The organism is Gallibacterium genomosp. 1 (genome assembly GCF_001678575.1).
In the GTDB taxonomy this organism is placed as follows: domain Bacteria; phylum Pseudomonadota; class Gammaproteobacteria; order Enterobacterales; family Pasteurellaceae; genus Gallibacterium.
On sequence record NZ_JTJP01000009.1, the window covers coordinates 1 to 19,029 of the forward strand.

19 protein-coding genes and 1 pseudogene are annotated in these 19,029 nt (G+C 40.9%); 3 read left to right on the top strand and 17 right to left on the bottom strand.

What is annotated here, in order from left to right; all coding sequences use genetic code 11:
* Positions 1–73: 73 nt before the first annotated feature.
* From gnd to nudE, 7 genes are all read right to left on the bottom strand, one after another.
* Positions 74–1,528: a decarboxylating NADP(+)-dependent phosphogluconate dehydrogenase gene (gnd, locus tag QV04_RS02500; protein WP_065231103.1), complete on the bottom strand. Its 1,455-nt coding sequence runs from the start codon at positions 1,526–1,528 to the stop codon at positions 74–76.
* Between the two features lie 56 nt (positions 1,529–1,584).
* On the bottom strand, positions 1,585–1,896 hold the full coding sequence (locus QV04_RS02505; RefSeq protein ID WP_039136947.1) for a nucleotidyltransferase family protein: 312 nt from the start codon (positions 1,894–1,896) through the stop codon (positions 1,585–1,587).
* Positions 1,889–2,317 (bottom strand): nucleotidyltransferase substrate binding protein, encoded by a 429-nt coding sequence (locus tag QV04_RS02510; protein WP_065231102.1) that lies wholly within the window; start codon positions 2,315–2,317, stop codon positions 1,889–1,891. Before QV04_RS02510 ends, QV04_RS02505 begins: the two co-directional genes overlap by 8 nt.
* 7 nt (positions 2,318–2,324) lie before the next feature.
* Entirely contained in the window at positions 2,325–3,044 is a 720-nt protein-coding gene (gene pgl, locus QV04_RS02515; protein WP_065233138.1) for a 6-phosphogluconolactonase, read from the bottom strand.
* Between the two features lie 2 nt (positions 3,045–3,046).
* Complete coding sequence (zwf, locus tag QV04_RS02520) at positions 3,047–4,546, bottom strand: glucose-6-phosphate dehydrogenase (protein ID WP_039136953.1); 1,500 nt, start codon at positions 4,544–4,546, stop codon at positions 3,047–3,049.
* Positions 4,547–4,670: 124 nt separating this feature from the next.
* Positions 4,671–5,474, bottom strand: a complete 804-nt coding sequence (cysQ, locus tag QV04_RS02525) for a 3'(2'),5'-bisphosphate nucleotidase CysQ (protein WP_065231100.1) — start codon at positions 5,472–5,474, stop codon at positions 4,671–4,673.
* 10 nt (positions 5,475–5,484) lie between these two features.
* Positions 5,485–6,027, bottom strand: a complete 543-nt coding sequence (gene nudE / locus QV04_RS02530; RefSeq protein WP_065231099.1) for an ADP compounds hydrolase NudE — start codon at positions 6,025–6,027, stop codon at positions 5,485–5,487.
* A 126-nt stretch (positions 6,028–6,153) separates the two neighbouring features.
* Between nudE and hslR the strand changes: the two genes are divergently transcribed.
* Positions 6,154–6,561, top strand: a complete 408-nt coding sequence (gene hslR, locus QV04_RS02535; protein ID WP_065231098.1) for a ribosome-associated heat shock protein Hsp15 — start codon at positions 6,154–6,156, stop codon at positions 6,559–6,561.
* Between the two features lie 3 nt (positions 6,562–6,564).
* Positions 6,565–7,050, top strand: coding sequence for a transcription elongation factor GreB (greB, locus tag QV04_RS02540; RefSeq protein WP_065231097.1), 486 nt, complete (start codon positions 6,565–6,567; stop codon positions 7,048–7,050).
* 40 nt (positions 7,051–7,090) lie between these two features.
* Here greB and QV04_RS02545 read toward each other — a convergent pair whose 3' ends face one another.
* The 5 genes from QV04_RS02545 to QV04_RS02565 form a co-directional block, all read right to left on the bottom strand.
* Entirely contained in the window at positions 7,091–7,525 is a 435-nt protein-coding gene (locus tag QV04_RS02545) for a SoxR reducing system RseC family protein (protein ID WP_039172130.1), read from the bottom strand.
* Positions 7,522–8,475 (bottom strand): MucB/RseB C-terminal domain-containing protein, encoded by a 954-nt coding sequence (locus QV04_RS02550; protein WP_013746446.1) that lies wholly within the window; start codon positions 8,473–8,475, stop codon positions 7,522–7,524. Before QV04_RS02550 ends, QV04_RS02545 begins: the two co-directional genes overlap by 4 nt.
* Before the next feature lie 95 nt (positions 8,476–8,570).
* Positions 8,571–9,134, bottom strand: a complete 564-nt coding sequence (locus tag QV04_RS02555) for a sigma-E factor negative regulatory protein (RefSeq protein WP_039172138.1) — start codon at positions 9,132–9,134, stop codon at positions 8,571–8,573.
* 21 nt (positions 9,135–9,155) lie between these two features.
* Entirely contained in the window at positions 9,156–9,731 is a 576-nt protein-coding gene (rpoE, locus tag QV04_RS02560) for an RNA polymerase sigma factor RpoE (protein ID WP_039172141.1), read from the bottom strand.
* A 142-nt stretch (positions 9,732–9,873) separates the two neighbouring features.
* On the bottom strand, positions 9,874–10,125 hold the full coding sequence (locus QV04_RS02565; RefSeq protein ID WP_039172144.1) for a succinate dehydrogenase assembly factor 2: 252 nt from the start codon (positions 10,123–10,125) through the stop codon (positions 9,874–9,876).
* Between the two features lie 220 nt (positions 10,126–10,345).
* On the opposite strand from QV04_RS02565, the pseudogene QV04_RS02570 reads away from it, so the two are divergent.
* Positions 10,346–11,605 (top strand): annotated as a pseudogene (locus QV04_RS02570) (D-amino acid dehydrogenase).
* Between the two features lie 64 nt (positions 11,606–11,669).
* Here QV04_RS02570 and QV04_RS02575 read toward each other — a convergent pair.
* From QV04_RS02575 to QV04_RS02595, 5 genes are all read right to left on the bottom strand, one after another.
* Positions 11,670–13,913, bottom strand: a complete 2,244-nt coding sequence (locus QV04_RS02575; RefSeq protein WP_039092700.1) for a nitric-oxide reductase large subunit — start codon at positions 13,911–13,913, stop codon at positions 11,670–11,672.
* A gap of 244 nt (positions 13,914–14,157) precedes the next feature.
* Positions 14,158–15,273 (bottom strand): ABC transporter permease, encoded by a 1,116-nt coding sequence (locus QV04_RS02580; RefSeq protein ID WP_065233139.1) that lies wholly within the window; start codon positions 15,271–15,273, stop codon positions 14,158–14,160.
* Positions 15,270–16,376, bottom strand: coding sequence for an ABC transporter permease (locus QV04_RS02585; RefSeq protein ID WP_065231095.1), 1,107 nt, complete (start codon positions 16,374–16,376; stop codon positions 15,270–15,272). The genes QV04_RS02580 and QV04_RS02585 overlap by 4 nt, the downstream gene beginning before the upstream one ends.
* A complete protein-coding gene (locus tag QV04_RS02590; protein ID WP_065231094.1) occupies positions 16,373–18,094 on the bottom strand; it encodes an ATP-binding cassette domain-containing protein in 1,722 nt (573 codons plus the stop codon). The genes QV04_RS02585 and QV04_RS02590 overlap by 4 nt, the downstream gene beginning before the upstream one ends.
* Positions 18,094–18,930, bottom strand: coding sequence for an efflux RND transporter periplasmic adaptor subunit (locus QV04_RS02595; protein WP_065231093.1), 837 nt, complete (start codon positions 18,928–18,930; stop codon positions 18,094–18,096). The genes QV04_RS02590 and QV04_RS02595 overlap by 1 nt, the downstream gene beginning before the upstream one ends.
* Positions 18,931–19,029 lie beyond the last annotated feature (99 nt).

Consider the following 19,029-nt stretch of genomic DNA (forward strand, 5'->3'; position numbering starts at 1 on the left):
GGATAATAAGTCCAACTTTAGAGATGCAGATCATATAGGCAGGGTTTAGCTAAAAATCTAATCAAGCTACTAATTAAACATCATATGTAGTTGATGCAGTATTACCACCGTGACCAGTCCAGTTAGTGTGGAAAAATTCTCCACGAGGTTTATCAGTACGTTCGTAAGTATGTGCGCCAAAATAGTCACGTTGTGCTTGTAGCAAGTTTGCTGGAAGACGAGCTGTGGTATAACCGTCTAAGAAAGTAAGAGCAGATGCCATACAAGGCATTGGTAACCCGATTTCAATCGCTTTTGCCACCACTTTACGCCAAGAAGACAAACAATCTTTCAAAATATTGTTGAAATATGGATCTGAGCCTAAGAATACAAGATCAGGATTATTTTCGTAAGCATCGCGAATATTGCCTAAGAATGCACTGCGGATAATACAACCTTCACGCCATAATAATGCGGTGTTACCATAGTTAAGATCCCAATGATAAGTTTCAGAAGCTTCACGAATTAACATAAAGCCTTGTGCATAAGAGATGATTTTTGATGCCAATAATGCTTGACGTACTGCCTCAATCCACGCTTTTTTATCACCGCTAACCGCTTCAATTTTGTTATTGAAAAGTTTGGCTGCCGCTAAACGCTGTTCTTTGAAAGAAGAAACACAACGTGCAAAAACCGCTTCGCTAATTAAAGTTAATGGAATGCCAAGATCTAATGCATTAATACCTGTCCATTTACCTGTTCCTTTCTGTCCAGCAGTATCAAGAATTTTTTCGACTAGCGGCTGACCATCAGTGTCCTTGTAACCAAGAATATCAGCAGTGATATCGATCAAATAGCTGTTTAATTCTGTTTTTTTCCATTCTGTAAAGATGGCTTGCATTTCATCATAACTTAATCCTAAGCCCTCTTTTAAAAATTGATATGCTTCACAGATTAATTGCATATCACCATATTCAATACCATTGTGTACCATTTTTACAAAATGACCGGCACCATCTTTTCCAACCCAATCACAGCAAGGCTCGCCAGCCGGTGTTTTAGCAGCAATCGCTTGTAGAATCGGTTTTACATATGGCCACGCTTCTTCATTTCCACCCGGCATAATAGATGGACCTCGTCTTGCACCTTCTTCACCACCTGAAACGCCTGCACCGACAAAACGGATACCTTTTTCTCTTAATGCTGCAACACGACGGTTGGTGTCAGGATAATTTGAATTACCGCCATCAATAATAATGTCGCCTTGTTCCAAATATGGCACTAGACTATCGATAAATTTATCCACCACTTCACCAGCACGCACCATTAACATCACTTTACGTGGTTTTTCAAGTTTATCTACTAAATCCTGCAATGAATAAGCACCGATAATATTCGTGCCTTTCGCTGCTCCTTGTAAAAATTCATCCACTTTTGAAGTAGTACGGTTATACGCCACTACTTTAAAACCGTGGTCATTCATATTCAAAATTAAATTTTGCCCCATTACCGCTAAACCGATAACGCCGATATCACCTTTTTGGCTCATATTTTTCTCCTGTTAAATGAGGTGAAACAGATCACCTAAATAGTTAAATCACTAAATTATGCCGGCTTTTGCTGAATCACGATCGACTTCTGCATAATAATCGCTTGAAACGCCGGCGTAGTTGTCGCCCAGTCCACTACATCCACTTTCCAAGGCAAATCGCTGTCGCTAAATGCCTGTTCCACTTCACATAATTGCCTTAATGAAAGCGCTTTCTCACTCATTACCGCCAAATCCAAATCAGAAAATGTGGTTGCGGTTTGCTTTACTCTCGAACCGAATGCTCGCACTTCGTAATCCGGCAAGTAAGTACGTAAAATCTGTTTTACGATCTCAAAATGTTGTGGTTGGATGTCAAGCTTACACATTATGTTGCTTCAGTTGATTAAGTAAAAATTGTGCTGATTGTAAAAAGTCGGAAATTTGTTGATAAATCTGCTGCGCTTTGTCCTGATCATAAGTATGAGAGGTTACATTGCGCATTTTGCGATATAACAACCAATCTTCAACCGCATCAATCAAACCTGCTCTGGCACTTAAACGCAAAATATCTCGGAAATCACTACTGTCAATCTCTTCCGGCACAGCAGCAAGCTGTTTCAACTGGCGCTTCATCATTTTGATACTGAGTTCATAGACAAATTCAAATTTCTGAATCACACCGGCAATTAAGGTATCCTGAACAATCGCATCCTGCTGTGTAAACCACTGTTTATCCGCCAATTTTGCAATGGTTAATGCTAAAGAGGTAAATGCATTCTCTAATGCCGAGAGATCAAGCCGTTCCATATTTTTCCTATTTTTTAGACAATAATTGTGCCGCATCCTGATCTAAATACCATTCCGTTATGCCGTACTTCGCTTTAATTTTAGCTGCCGGATAAGGTAGTGCTTCCGCTGGGCTGGTTTCGATCTCTTTTAAAATAGATGCTTTACCAGCACCGGTAACCAAATAGGTTACACGTTTAGCGTTTTCAATTAATGCTGCCGTTTTGGAAACACGATACTGCCCACTTTCTGGATGTTGTGCAATTACAGCCCAATGCGAATCTGAAAAATCGGTCGCATTTGGAAACAGCGACGCAGTGTGTCCATCCGCTCCCATTCCTAAAATAATCCAGTCAAATACCGGCATTCCATTTTGTTTATCTTCGATCTGTTGCAAATCCTGCTTGAACTTTTCCAACGCCTGTTGCGGTGCTAATTCCCCATAAATACGATGAATATTTTCAGCCGGAATGACAATATGATCGAATAATAAACGTTGCACTTCACCATAATTACTTTCGACATCGCTCGGTTCAACCATTCGATCATCCCCCCACCAGAAATGTAGATTTTGCCATTGAATCTCTTGGCTATAAGGTGCTTTTGCTAATGTCTGAAACAACAATTTAGGGGTACTACCACCAGAAAGCGAGATATGCACAGCTTTACCTAATTGGCTGTAACGTTTAAATTCCCGAGCAATCTGCTCGACTACCGCTTGGGCAGTCGGAAAAATCTTATAATTCATTTTTATAACTCACAATAGTTAGTATCAGTTAAGTTTTTACACGGGAAACGCCATTCACGATTGCTACGACTCATTAATTTATTTGCCGCTTCAGGCCCCCAAGTGCCACAAGCATAACCGTGAATTTTAGGATTACCAGCTTTATAATCTAAAATAGGTTGAACGAATTTCCACGCTGCCTGTACCGCATCACTACGAGTAAATAGCGTTGCATCACCATTTAAGGCATCCAATAATAAACGTTCATAGGCAGAGAATAAATGCCCTTCTGCAATTGAATCATAATGGAAATCCATCGCGACTTCTTTCGCTTTGAAACCTGAACCTGGTTGTTTTAAACCAAAGCTCATCACAATGCCTTCATCCGGTTGAATACGAATAATTAATTTATTTTCCGGTGCATTCATATTAAACACCGGATGTGGTGTTTTCTTGAAATGGATCACGATCTCTGTAACACGAGTCGGCATTCTTTTACCGCTACGTACATAGAACGGCACGCCACTCCAACGCCAGTTATCAATATTCAAACGCAATGCTATATAAGTTTCAGTACGAGATTGTGGATCAACGCCTTTCTCTTCACGATATCCCGGTAATTCCATACCTCTTACTTTTGAACGAGTATACTGACCAAGCACTAAATTCTCTTCGATAGTTTCCGCAGTTAATGGATGTAAACTCTGCAACACTTTTACCACTTCATCACGCATTGACTTTGCATTAATGACCGCCGGACTTTCCATCGCCACCAATGACAACACCTGTAATAAATGGTTTTGAAACATATCTCGCATTGCTCCCGAACCGTCATAATAGCCGCCACGCTCTTCCACACCCAATGCTTCCGCACCTGTGATTTCCACATAATCAATATAATTTCGGTTCCAAAGCGGTTCAAATAATCCGTTCGAGAAACGCAACACTAATAGGTTTTGTACCGTTTCTTTACCTAAATAGTGGTCGATACGATAAATTTGGTGTTCTGCAAAAGAGCGGTGAATTTTGTCATCCAATTCGATAGATGAGTTCAAATCATAACCGAACGGTTTTTCAACAATTAAACGTTTCCAACCTTTCGCTTCATCATTCAAACCGTGTGCCGCTAAACATTCAGGAATCACACCATATAAGCTTGGTGGTGTAGAAAGATAATAAAGCACATTATCTTGACAGTGATGACGTGCATTAATATCGTCTAAACGGTTTTTAATTTTGGCATAATCATTGACATTTTTAGTATCAATTGCTTGGTAATAGATATGTTGTAAAAAGACTTCTAAAATACCTTCATTCACTTTTTCATTATCAATCAGGCTTTGGCGCAATTTATCACGAAACGCCTGATCACTGAATTCTGTGCGACTTACGCCTAAAATGGCAAAATCTTCAGATAGCTTTTCATTTTCAAAGAGTTGGTATAACGCTGGAATCAGTTTACGGTGAGTTAAATCACCGGAAGCTCCAAAAATAACAATGGTATTATTATCTGGTTTTTGCATACTTTTTATTCCTACAACTTATTTTCTGCTGTGAAAGAGGTCGCCCTCCGCTAAATGGTACCATTCTACCGCCGAGAATTGAAACAACGCTAATCGGTTTTACCTAAAGTAGCGATAACTCCGATTACAACAGGATCTTATGCCAATCCCAATGACGGTTTCCCACCGCGATAAAATGCGGATTGACAAAGGTTTCCCGCCAGTTATAACTCAACGGCTGATGCTGTGTGGTGAAAATATCGCCACCGCTCTCTTGCAAAATCACCTGTGCGGCGGCGGTATCCCATTCGCCGGTGTCGCCAAAGCGAAGATAGCAATCACACTGTTGGCGTGCTACCAACGTGCTTTTCAAACCGCTGGAACCGTAAGTGATAAATTGATATTGAAACGCCGGATTTAATGCCGCTAACATTTTTTGTTGATTTGCACTTCTGCCGACTGCAATCTTAATCGGCTGCTGTTGATCAAACGGCTTTTGATGCAATAAGCGTGTTTTTTGCCCGTTTTCCACGAAAAATGCGCCTTCGCCTTTTGCCGCATAAAAGGTCTGTGCCAACACCGGTGCGTGAATAATGCCGATAACCGGCTGATGATTTTCTACCAACGCAATTAATACGGAAAATTGATCGGTACGATCGATAAACTGTTGCGTGCCGTCTAACGGGTCAATCAACCAATAACGCTGCCATTGTTGGCGTTCCGCTAACGGAATGACGCAATTTTCTTCTGATAACACCGGAATGGTCGGATCTAATTCACTTAACGCCTTGACTAAAAACCGACTTACCGCAATATCCGCCTCCGTTACCGGCGTTTGATCGGCTTTAATTTTGATATGGACATTCTGATGATAAAACGCTGTTAGCTGTTCGCCTGCCTGATAGGCAATAGTTAATGCCTGTTCCAACAAAGTGGTTAATGTTTTCATTTCAACCTCATTAACGTTGTGTCAGATATTTTTTCAGCAAGAACAATGCTGCTAAATTTCTTGCCTCATTAAAATTCGGATCTTCAATCAATTGATCAATATTTGCTAAAGGATAACGTACCAGTTGCAATGGCTCAGGTTCATCCCCCTCTAATTTGCTTGGAGATAATGTCTCTGCCAATAAAATATGCATTGGGTTATTCATATAACCGGGAGATGAGATTAAGGTGCGTAATAACGTTAAACGTTCCGCCTTAAAACCAATCTCTTCCTGCAATTCACGATTCGCACTCTGTTGTGGCGTTTCACCGAGTTCCATCAACCCTTTCGGAAAACCAAGTTCATACTGCTCAGTCCCGACTGCATATTCATAAGTCAATAATAGATTTTGTTGGGCATCAATTGCTAAAATCATCACTGCACTGCGTGTCGAGGGCTTAAAACGCTCATAAGTCCGCAACTCACCATTAGAAAAACGTAAATCCACTGCTTGAATTTCAAAAAGTCGCGATTTAGCTGCTGTATTAATTGCCAAAATTTCCGGTTTTTTCATAAAAAAATTCACCTCCGCACTTTTTTGTTGTCATAATTACTGTGCTTTGTTTTACAAAAAACGATAGTAACGATACCATACTTAACCGAATTATTCGAACGCTTAGACAACTAATTTTTATTGATTATGGCAAAAGATAAACATCAACAGGAACAGGAAAATTATCGCCTTGACAAATGGCTGTGGGCAGCACGTTTTTATAAAACTCGCACTTTAGCACGTGAAATGATTGACGGTGGCAAAGTGCATTACAACGGGCAACGCACCAAACCAAGCAAAGAGGTAGAAATAGGCGCAATGATCAAATTACGTCAAGGCAATGATGAAAAAGAGGTGCAAGTGTTAGCACTCTCCAATCTACGCAAGGCTGCACCGCTGGCACAACAACTTTATCAGGAAACGGAAGAGAGCATTAAAAGACGAGAGCAGTTAGCGTGGGCAAGAAAAGCGAATGCCTTATCAATGCCGAATCCGGAACGCCGTCCAAACAAAAAAGAGCGTCGTGATTTATTAAAATTCAAATATCAACAATAACTTATGGCAAAATCAAACTATATTACCCGTGCCGGCTGGAATACGCTGGATCAAGAGTTGAAATATTTATGGAAAGTGGAGCGTCCACAAGTAACACAGGCGGTTTCTGATGCGGCGGCATTGGGCGATCGCAGTGAAAATGCAGAATACATTTATGGAAAACGACGTTTAAGAGAAATTGATCGTCGTGTCCGTTTTCTCACTAAACGTTTGGAAGTGCTACAAATTGTTGATTATCATCCTTGCCAAGAGGGAAAAATCTTTTTCGGTGCGTGGGTAGAATTGGAAACTGAAAGCGGTGATTTAAAACAGTACCGCATTGTTGGTTGTGATGAATTCGATCCGGCGAAAAACTGGATCTCTATAGACTCTCCCGTAGCACGTGCCTTAATCGGCAAAAGCATTGATGATGAAGTGAAAGTCGATACCCCATCCGGAAAAATCATTTTCTATGTAAATAAGATTTGGTATGACAAAAGCGGAATCTAATTTTCCGCTTTCTAGTTAGCTTTCATTTTCTTTTCAAGATTTAAATAATCCGTTCAATTAAAATCGGTTGGTATTTTTTCTGTCGCTGCAAATGGTGGTTCAATAATTTTACGATCACAAATGCCAGTACGGTCATCGCTGATGTAAAAACGATATTCTGCCACTCTTCAACAAACAGGTAATTTCCCAATAACACACTGAAAATTAACACAAATAATGGGATGGTATAAGCAATAAACGCTAATTTCAGTAAGGATTGTTCCGGCAGCCCGATTTCCACCGTTTCCCCGATCCTCATCGGTCTGGAGCAAGGGAAAGTAAAAAGATAACGGCTTGATTTTCCGGTTAATTCACTCAGTGCCGCTGTACCGCAACTTGCTTTGGATGCACAACCGCCGCACGCTTGATTTGCTTGACACTCAACTGTCACTTCACCTGATTGATAAGCAATTACCACCGCTTTTTCTGTAATCATTTGTTATCCTGTTTAAACTCAATGTCCTGCACAATTCGACGTGCCGTTGTTAATGGAATTTCGCCGACCAACACCACGGTTTTACCATTGACCACTTCGGTATAAAGCGTTTCTACACCTTGTCGCCACGATTCATTAATCGGCATATCTTTCTGTTCCAATAGATAGAGCGAGAAAGAGAATAAACCGTCACTATAAAGCTGTGTTTGGATAGATGGCGATAACCCATCAGAATGAAATTTCACCAATTTAAAACCTTTCGGCAACCACGACGGTTTCCAGTTATAGTCGGTGGTATTCGGGCTATATATGGTAATTGCCGGTGGCTGAATCATTTTATCCGCCGATTCAGTTAAACTTGTTGTATCTTCCAACATAGAAAGATCAATCACTTTAAACTGCGATAACGCATTGCCGCTACGATCAACAATTTCTCCTCGCAATGGCAGGCTGTTTTGCTCATCAATCCAGATCGTATAAGCATAGCGAAATTCATCTTTCGGCATTAGTTTAATCACATTGGCTATACGATTAGCGATTCTGTCCTTACCTAACGGTACGAAATCGTAATACTGTGCTAACTGCTTGAAATCGCTATAAACAATATTTGGTAATGAATCAATAATTTTATCACTGCGAATACTAAACGGCGCATAATTAGCAGAAAAATAACTGATTGTATTATCACGCTGCCAAATTTCTGTTCTAGGTCCATCTAAATAAAGCAGCTGTGCATAATGTTTATGGTCGGCATATGCGTGTCGATAGTTCAATGAAAAATGAAGATTATCCTCACCATAAGTAAACAACATTGTGTAATTTTGCTGCTGAAATGCGGTTTTCATGTGGTTCAGATCAGCAATAATTTGATCAATCGGTGAGGAGGCATATGCAGTAGCGAAGCTGTTAGCAATCCAGAACACTGAGGTGAGGAATAACTTCTTAAACATATAATAAACCTGTGCCTATGGCGTAAATCAAGATGCCTATTATAAAACAACATCACCACCAAAATGGTGGTGATGTCGGGAAATTTCGGAAATTTTTATTCAGATTTTAAGTCAGAATATAAACGACGTTGTAATTGGTAATTCTGCAAAATTTCATTTAAACGTTTATTTTGCTGTTCCAACTGTTCTTTGCTCGGCACATTTTTATGCGAAACATTATAGCTAACTTCTTGAACCGATTGTGTAAACGGCAAAGTTTGTAACGCTGGAGAAACGGTAGTTTCTGTTTCAGAACCTTTATTCAAATTCTGGATGCTAAACACAGCGATTAAACAAACACTTGCAGCCACTGCGGTTTGCACAACAGGAACGACATATTTTTTCGCTTTAGCCCAGAAAGAAACTTTCGGCATTGCCGCAGTTTCTGGTTTCGGCTGTTCTTGCAACTGAACGGTTGTCTCTTGTTCAATTAATACTGCCATTCTTTCTGTAAAAGAAGTATCAAGTATGACTTCACTTTCATTGCGCATCACTGAACGTGCAATATGTAAAGTTGACCACGTCTGCTGTAACACTTTATCTTGACAAAGACTTTCGACAAAGCCACGTTCTACGTCTTCACCATCCATATAAGCTGAAAGTTGTTCTTTATTTTGCATAATTTCCGCCTTTCCATTCAATTAATGTTTCACCAACGGTGCTAATTGATTTTCAATAAATTCTCTTGCTCTAAAAATTCGAGAACGCACTGTACCGACTGGGCAATCCATCACATCTGCGATCTCTTCGTAACTCATTCCTTCAAGTTCTCGTAACGTGATCGCGGTTTTTAATTCATCTGGTAATTCATTGATAGTTTTAAACACGATCTCTTTCAATTCATCAGATAGAATCAAATGCTCCGGCGTATCAATATTACGTAACTTCGCTCCAGCATCAAAACTTTCCGCATCTTCCGCCAAAACATCTTCCGTTGGTGGACGACGCCCTTGTGTCATCAAGTAATTTTTTGCTGTATTCACGGCAATACGGTAAAGCCATGTATAAAAAGCACTCTCACCGCGGAATGTATCCAAAGAACGATACGCTTTAATAAACGTTTCTTGAGCAACATCCGGAATATCATTAGCTGATACGTAACGAGTCAATAATCCAGCGACTTTATTTTGATAACGTGCAACCAACAAATTAAATGCTTTTTTATCGCCTTGCTGCGCTCTTTCCACCAAAATTTGATCTGTTAGTTGTTCACTCATCTAAGTGAAATCTCCATTTTTATCTTTATCTAACAGCTTCCCAAAACGGTCTGTAAGTTACACAGCAAGCAATGCATTGAACTGTTAGAGTTCAAAATTTAATAAAAGTTCAAAAATTTAAACAAAAAGTTTTTAGAGCTTCTCAAGATGCGGTCAGTTTCACTTTTATCAAGTTCACCATCTGTTGCAATTTATCGGTAGGTGCTTTTTCTTGATTCATTAACCATCGGAATAACTGCGGGTCAGTAAAAGTAAGCAATTCCAAAAAAGTGTCTTTCTGCTCATCAGATAAATGATCAAACTCTTTTTTATAAAACGGCATTATCATTTTATCCAGTTCCAACATTCCCCGACGACAGTCCCATTCAATCCTTAATTTATTATAGTGTTTCATCTTATGCTTCTTTAATTGTGTTAATCATCAAAGCCGTATCTTATCAATTTTTATCAAGAATAACGAAGAAGAATTAGTAGAGAATTATGATTTTTGCAAACAATCCTATTTTTTAATCAATGCCGAACCACCCTACTTTTAACATCTTTTTAAAAAAATTGTCTATTTTTTATATATTCGATACACTGCTGTTTCAGATCAGCGGCAAAAGGAACAAACTATGCATATTTATGTATTGGGTAGCGGTATTATCGGCACCACAACCGCCTATTATTCAGCAAAACGAGGGTTTCAAGTCACAGTTATCGACCGTCAGGATAAAGCTGCAATGGAAACCAGTTTCGCCAATGCCGGGCAAATCACGCCGGGTTACTCTTCCCCTTGGGCAGCACCGGGAATTCCATTAAAAGCCATAAAATGGATGTTGCAAAAACATTCTCCGCTCGCGATTAAGCCTACTTTAGATCCGCAGCAATATCGCTGGATGTGGAATTTGTTGTAGAATTGTAACTTACAAAGTTATCTCATCAATAAAGAACGGATGACAAGAATGTCTGAATATAGTCGCCATTGTTTCCAACAATTACGACAGGAAACCAATATTCAATATGAACAGCGCCAACTGGGAACGATTCAACTATTCCGCTCACAAAAACAGTTTGATGCCACTGCTAAAGATACCAAAATGCTAGAAAAAATGGGTATTCCATATCAAATCCTCGATAAACAGGGCATTTTGACCTATGAACCGGGATTAAGTGACAATATTCACGAATTCGTCGGTGCAGTCAGGTTGCCTAATGACGAAACCGGCGATTGTTATCTCTTTTGCAAAAATCTCACTGACATTGCTACACATCTCGGCGTCAACTTCCGGTTTAATCAACAAGTGAATGGTTTTGAATATCAGAATGATCAAATCAAAGGAGTATGGATAAATAACGAATTGAAAACCGCAGATGCCTATGTTGTATCACTGGGTTCTTACTGCCCAGAATTATTAAAACCGATCGGCATTGATGCTCCTATCTATCCATTAAAGGGATTTTCATTGACGATACCTATTAAAAATACCGAGAAAGCACCACGCTCTACCGTATTGGATGACAGTTTTAAAGTTGCCGTGACCCGTTTTGACAATCGCATCCGTATGGGCGGTATGGCAATGCTGAACGGCTTTGATCTCAGTCTGAAACAGAAATATCGTGAGACACTCAATCAAGTCTTTAATCATTTATACCCTGAAGCTGCCGATTTAAACCAAGCCACTTTCTGGACAGGATTAAGACCGACTACGCCGGACGGCACGCCAATTGTCGGTGCAACTCGTTTTCCAAATTTATGGCTAAATTCCGGTCACGGTACTTTCGGTTGGACAATGGGCTGCGGTTCCGCAAAATATCTTGCCAATTTGATCAGTGGTGAGAAACCTGAAATCGACACGGAAGGCTTTGCACTTTCCCGCTATCAAAAAAGATAACAAAAAAGGATTGGCAAATTACGATCTGCCAATCCTTAAAATGAAAAAGTAGTGCATCAAATCATTATGAATTACGGCGGCTAAAGGTTAATTTAGTCACCTGATAAGCAAACAACACTGCGCCGAAGATTAAAATAATATCCCCGATAGTACGTAACCAACGCAATGTTTGTAGGAAATCTTGTTGTAAGAAACCTTCGCTACGTGCATACCATAAACCTTCGCTGATACTCGCCGAAACTTGGAATAAGCCGATTGGCAATAAGCTGATGGCAATCATCAACACTAAACCAAGATTCATTGCCCAGAAACCGGTTCTCATCACTTTTTCGTTGAATTGGAAATCCGGTTTTAAGTAACGGGCAACCAATAGAACGAAACCTAATGCTAAGAAACCGTAAACCCCGAATAATGCTGCGTGTGCGTGGACAGCGGTGGTATTCAGTCCTTGTAAATAGAAAAGTGAGATCGGTGGATTAATCAAGAAACCGAATACGCCTGCACCCAACATATTCCAGAATGCAACTGCCACGAAACACATTAATGGCCAACGTAAACGTTGCATCCAAGGTGTGGCGTGCTGATATGACCAGTGTTCATAAGCTTCTCGACCGAGCAATACCAATGGCACCACTTCCAATGCGGAGAATACCGCACCGGCGGCTAATGCCGGTGTTGTCGTTCCGGAGAAATATAAATGGTGTGCGGTTCCCGGTACACCACCGAGCAAGAATAAACTTCCTGCCACCAATGAAGCGACAGTCGCACTGCGGTAACTCACCAAACCTAAATTATAGAAAATAAAGGCTAACGCACAGGTAGCAAATACTTCAAAGAAGCCTTCTACCCAAAGGTGAACCACCCACCAACGCCAATATTCCATTACAGTAACGCTGGAATGTTCGCCGTAGAATAACCCTGGCGCATAAAATAATCCGACACCGACAATAGAAGAGATAAAGATTGCCAGCAAGTTTTTATCGCCGCCCTGTTTGAAAGCGTTACGCGTACAACGCAACATTAGCCATAACCAAACTACAAAGCCTACAAAGAGAAGAATTTGCCAGAAACGACCTAAATCCAAATATTCATAGCCTTGATGTCCGAACCAGAAGTTAAGTTCAGTTGGAATTTGATGACTTAATGCAAAGAAATTTCCGGCATAAGAGCCCGCTACTACGATTAATAACGCTAAGAAAAGGAAATTAACGCCAAATGCCTGATATTTAGGATCTTTGCCACCATTAATAACCGGTGCTAAGAATAGACCTGCGGTTAAGAAACCGGTTGCAATCCAGAACAGTGCGGATTGAATATGCCAGGTACGCACAAGTGAATAAGGGAAAAGTTGTGAAATATCAATGCCATAAAATTTTTGACCTTCCACAGTATAGTGCGCCAACACACCGCCTAATGCAACTTGTACTACAAACAACGCCAAGGTTAAAAACACATATTTACCCAATGCTTTTTGTGAAGGAGTAAGATTTAATTTTAATAATGGGTCTGTTGCCGGAGGGGTCGGTTCTTTTTCATTATGATTTCTCAAGAATGAATAGCCCCAAACTAAGAAACCGATTCCTGCGATCAAGAACACAATCGAAATTAATGACCACATAATATTTTCGGTGGTCGGCACATTGTTAACTAACGGTTCGTGCGGCCAGTTATTGGTATAAGTTGCTTCCGCATTCGGACGATCCGTTGATGCCGCCCACGCTGTCCAGAAGAAGAAATCCGCTAAATATTGACGTGCTTCGGCAGTTGGTAAAGTATTATCTTTCATTGCGAAAGATTCACGAGTTTTCACCATTGAAGGATCATCGCTATATAACTTGGCATAATATTCCGCTGTCTGTTTTATGGCCTGTAAACGGACATCTGAAAGAACAACGGTGTCATTGTCTTTCAGGCGACTTTGATGACGATATTCATCCTGCAAAGCTACTTGTAACGCTGCTTGTGTCGGCTGATCCAAATCCGCATACGGCTTGCCGAATGCCGCTTTAGAAGTGATATCCAACCACGCTGTCAACTCACGATGCAACCAATCCGCTGTCCAATCCGGTGCTTGATAAGCGCCGTGTCCCAACAAAGAACCTAATTCCATACCACCGGTCGTTTGCCACGCGGTCTGCCCTTTTAAAATATCCTCTTTCGTCATTACGACTTCACCGTTTTGAGTCACATAGGCACTCGGAACCGGTGGCGCCTGACGATAAACTTCAACGCCGATATAGCCAAGCAACGTAAAAGTCAGGATAAGAATTGTGAATAGCATTATCCACAACTTTTTATATTTACCCATTTTCACTTACTCCCTAAGTTTGAATAAAAAATGCAGTTTGAAAAAACAATTTTCACTTTTAGTAAAAAAATACCTGAGTAAATTACTCAACTAAAAGATCAGCGTCATTATAGAATTAATAGATGTAAAAACAATACACTTTATAGGTTAGTATTTGTTTTTATTAAAAAATGATTATTTTTAGGTAGATAAAAAAAGAAAAAAACGGCGTTAAAATACATTATCCATTTTCAAAAACTATCAATTATTCCAATCGTTGACTAAATAACCAACTTGCCACTGCTAAAGTACAAGCAGCAATAATTAACATTGGATAAAGGTTCAGCCACACCAATGCAGCGGACATATCTTTCAAAAACAGCCCGTTTACAATAATCAAGAAATGCTTAATCGGGTTGATTTCCACCACCCATTGCAACCAATTCGGCATATTTTCTACTGGTGAAGCATAACCAGAAAGTGCCACTGCTGGCACTAAAAAAATAAACGTACCCAAAATCGCTTGTTGCTGTGTTTTAGAAATTGCAGAAATAAATAAACCTACACCGACCATTGCCAAAATAAAGACAAAAATTGCCGCAAACAATAACCAGAAAGATCCTACAAACGGCACTTTGAAAACGGTCAATACCAATACAAAAATAATCAGTCCTTCCGCTAAACCGACCATCACTGCCGGAATAGTCTTCCCTAACAGAATCTCCGCTGGGGTTAGCGGTGAAACCAAAATCTGATCAAAAGTTCCCAACTCTCGTTCTCTAGCAACGGAAAGTGCAGTAACCATCAAAGCCACTAATCCAGCTAAAATACCGACCAATGCCGGCACCGTGTACCACAAGTGCTGCAAATTTTCATTAAACCAATTTCTGGTCAACACTACGACCGGCAACCCCTGTTTACCCTGTTGCAATGCCAATTCGGTATTGTATTGCAGAATAATTTGCGCTACATAGTTATGGATAATTTGTGCCGAATTGGAATTTCTCCCATCTAACAACAGCTGAATATTTGCCGTCTTCCCCGATAACAATTTTTGACTAAAATCTGCTGGAAATTGCATTGCCATCAATACTTTTTTATTAGCCAACCGCTGTTGTAATTGCTGCTCACTCTGCACATATTGCAACTCGGTAAAGGTGGGCGAAGCTACAATGCGTTGAATCACTTCGGTGCTATAAACGCCGTGATCTTGGTTATAGACCGCCACAGAAATATTTTTCACCTCCAATGTGGCAGAATAAGAGAAAAGGAAAAGTTGCAACAATGGCGGCCCAATCAACACCAATCTGCTACGCGGATCACGAAACAGTGCCAATAACTCTTTGATGATTAATGCCCAAATACGTCCATTGAAAATCATACATCGATCCTTTTATGTGTTTTGCGTTTAGTAAAGAGAAAAGTCAAAATGCCGATAATCAACATTATGCAGATCGCTTGTGCCAATAGCCCCCATACATTGCCGGCTAAAAATAGCGTTTGCAAAATTGTTACATAATAACGCACACTGAACAGATAGGTCAGCCACTGCACCGGCAACGGCATTGAACTGATTTCAAACACAAAACCGGACAACATAAAAGCGGGCAAAAAGGCGAATAAAATCGCGATTTGTGAAGCAACAAACTGATCCTTTGATAGCGAAGAGATCAACAATCCCTGCCCTAACGCACAAATCAGGAAAACAGAGGTCGCAATAAACAATACCAACAACGATCCTCTAAACGGCACATCATAATAAAGCGTTGTTACCAAAAAACAGATCAACATTGAACCGATACCCAAAATATAATAAGGGATTAATTTTCCTAATAAAATTTGAGTAATGGTTACCGGTGTCGCCATCATTGCTTCCATCGTGCCACGTTCCCATTCGCGAGCGACCACCAACGCCGTCAATAATGTACCAATCAATGTCATTGTAATCGCCATTGAACCCGGCAATAAAAAATGACGGCTTTTTAATTCAGGGTTAAACAGATAACGTTCCTGCAAGCCAATGCCGCCACTCGCCTCATCAATGGTATTTTGTTGTTGTAACCAATTCTGAATGACACCGCTGGTATAACCGTTAACGAACATTGCTGTATTCGGCTGCGAGCCATCGGTTAACACCTGAATTTGCGCCGGTTGTTGCTGTAATAATTGTCGGCTAAATTGCGGCGGGATCACCACAATGCCTTTAATATCGCCGGCGGTCAAATCTTGATACAAAGCTCGACGATCATCCGCAAAACGGCTGTCTAAAAAGCGTGAATGACGGAAAGCATCAACCAATTCTGTCGCCATCGGTGATGAAGATTGATTCACCACGCCGATATTCACTTTGTTGCTGTCCAAATTGATGCCGTAACCAAAAATAAACAACAGAATAAAAGGCAATACAAAAGCAATCAGAATAGAAGAGGGATCGCGAATAATCTGCAACATCTCTTTATAAACTAACGCCCACAATCGTTTCATATTGCCTCCTTAGCCTGATCCTTCGCCTGCACCAATGCAATAAAAGCGTCTTCCAATGTAGGTGCCTGCAAGCCCGCCAGCTGCACTGCCTGCTGCTTTAATTCATCCGGTGTGCCGGTCGCAATATTTTCACCGTGATAAATCAAACCGATACGATCACAATACTCCGCTTCATCCATAAAATGCGTGGTGACCATCACCGTAACACCTTTGCCCACCATCGCATTGATATGCAGCCAAAATTCACGTCTGGTAATCGGATCAACCCCCGAAGTCGGCTCATCCAAAAACAGAATATCCGGCTGATGAATCACAGCACAAGCAAGTGATAACCGCTGTTTAAACCCTAACGGCAAATCGCCGGCATTCATTTTCAAATAAGGTTTAAAATCAAAAATATCGATCATCATTTCAATACGTTCACGTTGTGCTTTGCCGGTAACGCCATATAAACCGGCAAAAAAACGTAAATTTTGTAACACATCTAAATTGCCGTACAGTGAAAAACGTTGTGCCATATAGCCGATTCTGCTGCGTGCCTGTGAGGTGGCATAACGTAAATTCAAACCGGTAACGAAACATTCTCCGGCAGTCGGCTGCAACAAACCGCACATCATTTTAAATGTGGTCGATTTACCGGCACCGTTCGGCCCTAATAAGCCAAAAATCTCACCACGTTTAATCGAAAAGGTATTATCTTTAACCGCGACAAAATCGCCGAATTTTTTGGTTAATCCTTTCGCATCAATCACCGGTTTGCCATCATCCTGCTTGGCTTCAATCTGCGCTGCCAATGCTGAATTTCCACCGGGACCGCCACCCAAACGATTAATAAAGGCATCTTCAAAACAGGGATTAACGGGCTGCCACTTACCTTGCGATAACTGTGGTTTTGCCGCTTCCGGTTTCAACACAATCCGCAAATTACTGCCTTGAATAATGCCGTCCATCACCTGTGGTTGCTGCAATAAATGAATTAGACTGGAACGCCTGTCCGCCACCGGAATATCGCTTACTTGAAAAACACGGCCTTGCACCGATTCCAACAAGCCTTGTGGCGCACCGTCATACAATTTTTTGCCTTCATTCAGCAAAATGACACTATCGCATTTTTCCGCTTCATCCAAATAAGCGGTTGACCACAACACTGCCATTCCTTGCTGTACTAACGCTTGCACCAATTTCCACAATTCACGCCGTGAAATCGGATCAACGCCGACACTTGGTTCATCCAGTAATAACAGTTTCGGATCGCCGACCAATGCACACGCTAAGCCCAATTTTTGTTTCATTCCGCCGGAAAGCTTACCGGCTAAACGCTGTTGAAACGCTGCCAAATCAGTAAAAACCAACAATTTGTCAAACTTCTCTTTTCTGGAAGCACCGCTGATTAAACGCAAATCCGCATATAAATTCAGATTTTCGATAACCGTTAAATCTTCATACAAACCAAATTTCTGCGGCATATAACCACTGATTTGATGAACCATTTCTGCTTCATCATTTACATTCAACTGATCAACTATAATCGTTCCGCTATCTGCCTGCATTAAACCGATAATATGACGAATTAAGGTCGTTTTACCTGCACCGTCCGGCCCAACCAAACCGGTCATTTTGCCGGGAAAAATCTGTGCCGATACAACATCAAGTGCCGGTTTATCCATTCCTTTGAAATGTTTGGTCACCTTATCGATAACCACCATTGCTTGTGACATTATTTATCCTCAGCCTGTTTTTCAATCAATAACGTCACCGGCATACCTTGGCGTAAACCGTTATCACTGTTTTCGACCATAACTTTGAAACGATAAACCAATTCCGTTCTTAACTGTTCGCTTTCCACATTTTTGGGCGTGAATTCCGCTTGAGGTGAAATAAAACCGATCTGCCCGGTATATTGTGCGCCGCTGTCGGTAACGACAGTCACTTTTTGCCCTTGATAAAGATTGCTCAAATTTGGTTCATCCACATAAGCACGCACCCACACCGGTTTTTGTAATGAAATGGAATAGATCGGTAAGCCGGCATTCACCACGCTGCCTTTTTCTCGCACTCGGGTTAACACCACGCCGTCACTCGGCGCAATCAATTTGGTATCCGCCAAACGCGTTTCAGCAATCGAAACCAATGATTTGGAAATATCCACTTGTGCCAAAGCTCGATCACGAGATGCTACCACATCATCATAGTCCGCATCGGACACCGCATTTTTCTTGATTAATCCCTGTACACGTTGATAAAGTTTTTCCGCTTGCACCAACGCTGCTTCCGCATCCGCCAATTTAGCTTTAGCTAAAATAAGTTCATCCTGAAAGGTTTTCTGTTCTAATGTCGCCAACAAATCACCGGCTTTTACCTGATCCCCCTCATCAACCAATAGCTGTTCAACTTTACCGGCAACTTTAAAACCAAGGTTGACATCGCGAATATCAACATTGCCGTACAGCCTAATTTCGCTTTCATTCACGGCTTGTCGTTGGTGTTGTTGGAAAAGATAATAACCGCTTATTCCGATAATAATGAGGAGTAAAAAAATAAGACTTTTTTTCATAGCACAATCCTTAACCATTCCGTTGCATTGTCTACTGTTTGATCATACTCCTCTCGGCAAGGATCTTCATCCACTGCGTCCTGAAACTGTGACATTAAA

Bases quoted from the DNA above. Each gene is read 5' to 3' on its own strand.
- hslR (WP_065231098.1), top strand. From the start codon at position 6,154: ATGGCAAAAGATAAACATCAACAGGAACAGGAAAATTATCGCCTTGAC.
- QV04_RS02505 (WP_039136947.1), bottom strand. From the start codon at position 1,896: ATGTGTAAGCTTGACATCCAACCACAACATTTTGAGATCGTAAAACAG.
- QV04_RS02580 (WP_065233139.1), bottom strand. From the start codon at position 15,273: ATGATTTTCAATGGACGTATTTGGGCATTAATCATCAAAGAGTTATTG.
- QV04_RS02545 (WP_039172130.1), bottom strand. From the start codon at position 7,525: ATGATTACAGAAAAAGCGGTGGTAATTGCTTATCAATCAGGTGAAGTG.
- QV04_RS02510 (WP_065231102.1), bottom strand. From the start codon at position 2,317: ATGGAACGGCTTGATCTCTCGGCATTAGAGAATGCATTTACCTCTTTA.
- rpoE (WP_039172141.1), bottom strand. From the start codon at position 9,731: ATGAGTGAACAACTAACAGATCAAATTTTGGTGGAAAGAGCGCAGCAA.
- pgl (WP_065233138.1), bottom strand. From the start codon at position 3,044: ATGAATTATAAGATTTTTCCGACTGCCCAAGCGGTAGTCGAGCAGATT.
- cysQ (WP_065231100.1), bottom strand. From the start codon at position 5,474: ATGAAAACATTAACCACTTTGTTGGAACAGGCATTAACTATTGCCTAT.
- QV04_RS02550 (WP_013746446.1), bottom strand. From the start codon at position 8,475: ATGTTTAAGAAGTTATTCCTCACCTCAGTGTTCTGGATTGCTAACAGC.
- nudE (WP_065231099.1), bottom strand. From the start codon at position 6,027: ATGAAAAAACCGGAAATTTTGGCAATTAATACAGCAGCTAAATCGCGA.
- QV04_RS02555 (WP_039172138.1), bottom strand. From the start codon at position 9,134: ATGCAAAATAAAGAACAACTTTCAGCTTATATGGATGGTGAAGACGTA.
- QV04_RS02595 (WP_065231093.1), bottom strand. From the start codon at position 18,930: ATGAAAAAAAGTCTTATTTTTTTACTCCTCATTATTATCGGAATAAGC.
- QV04_RS02565 (WP_039172144.1), bottom strand. From the start codon at position 10,125: ATGAAACACTATAATAAATTAAGGATTGAATGGGACTGTCGTCGGGGA.
- QV04_RS02575 (WP_039092700.1), bottom strand. From the start codon at position 13,913: ATGGGTAAATATAAAAAGTTGTGGATAATGCTATTCACAATTCTTATC.
- QV04_RS02585 (WP_065231095.1), bottom strand. From the start codon at position 16,376: ATGAAACGATTGTGGGCGTTAGTTTATAAAGAGATGTTGCAGATTATT.
- gnd (WP_065231103.1), bottom strand. From the start codon at position 1,528: ATGAGCCAAAAAGGTGATATCGGCGTTATCGGTTTAGCGGTAATGGGG.
- QV04_RS02590 (WP_065231094.1), bottom strand. From the start codon at position 18,094: ATGTCACAAGCAATGGTGGTTATCGATAAGGTGACCAAACATTTCAAA.
- greB (WP_065231097.1), top strand. From the start codon at position 6,565: ATGGCAAAATCAAACTATATTACCCGTGCCGGCTGGAATACGCTGGAT.
- zwf (WP_039136953.1), bottom strand. From the start codon at position 4,546: ATGCAAAAACCAGATAATAATACCATTGTTATTTTTGGAGCTTCCGGT.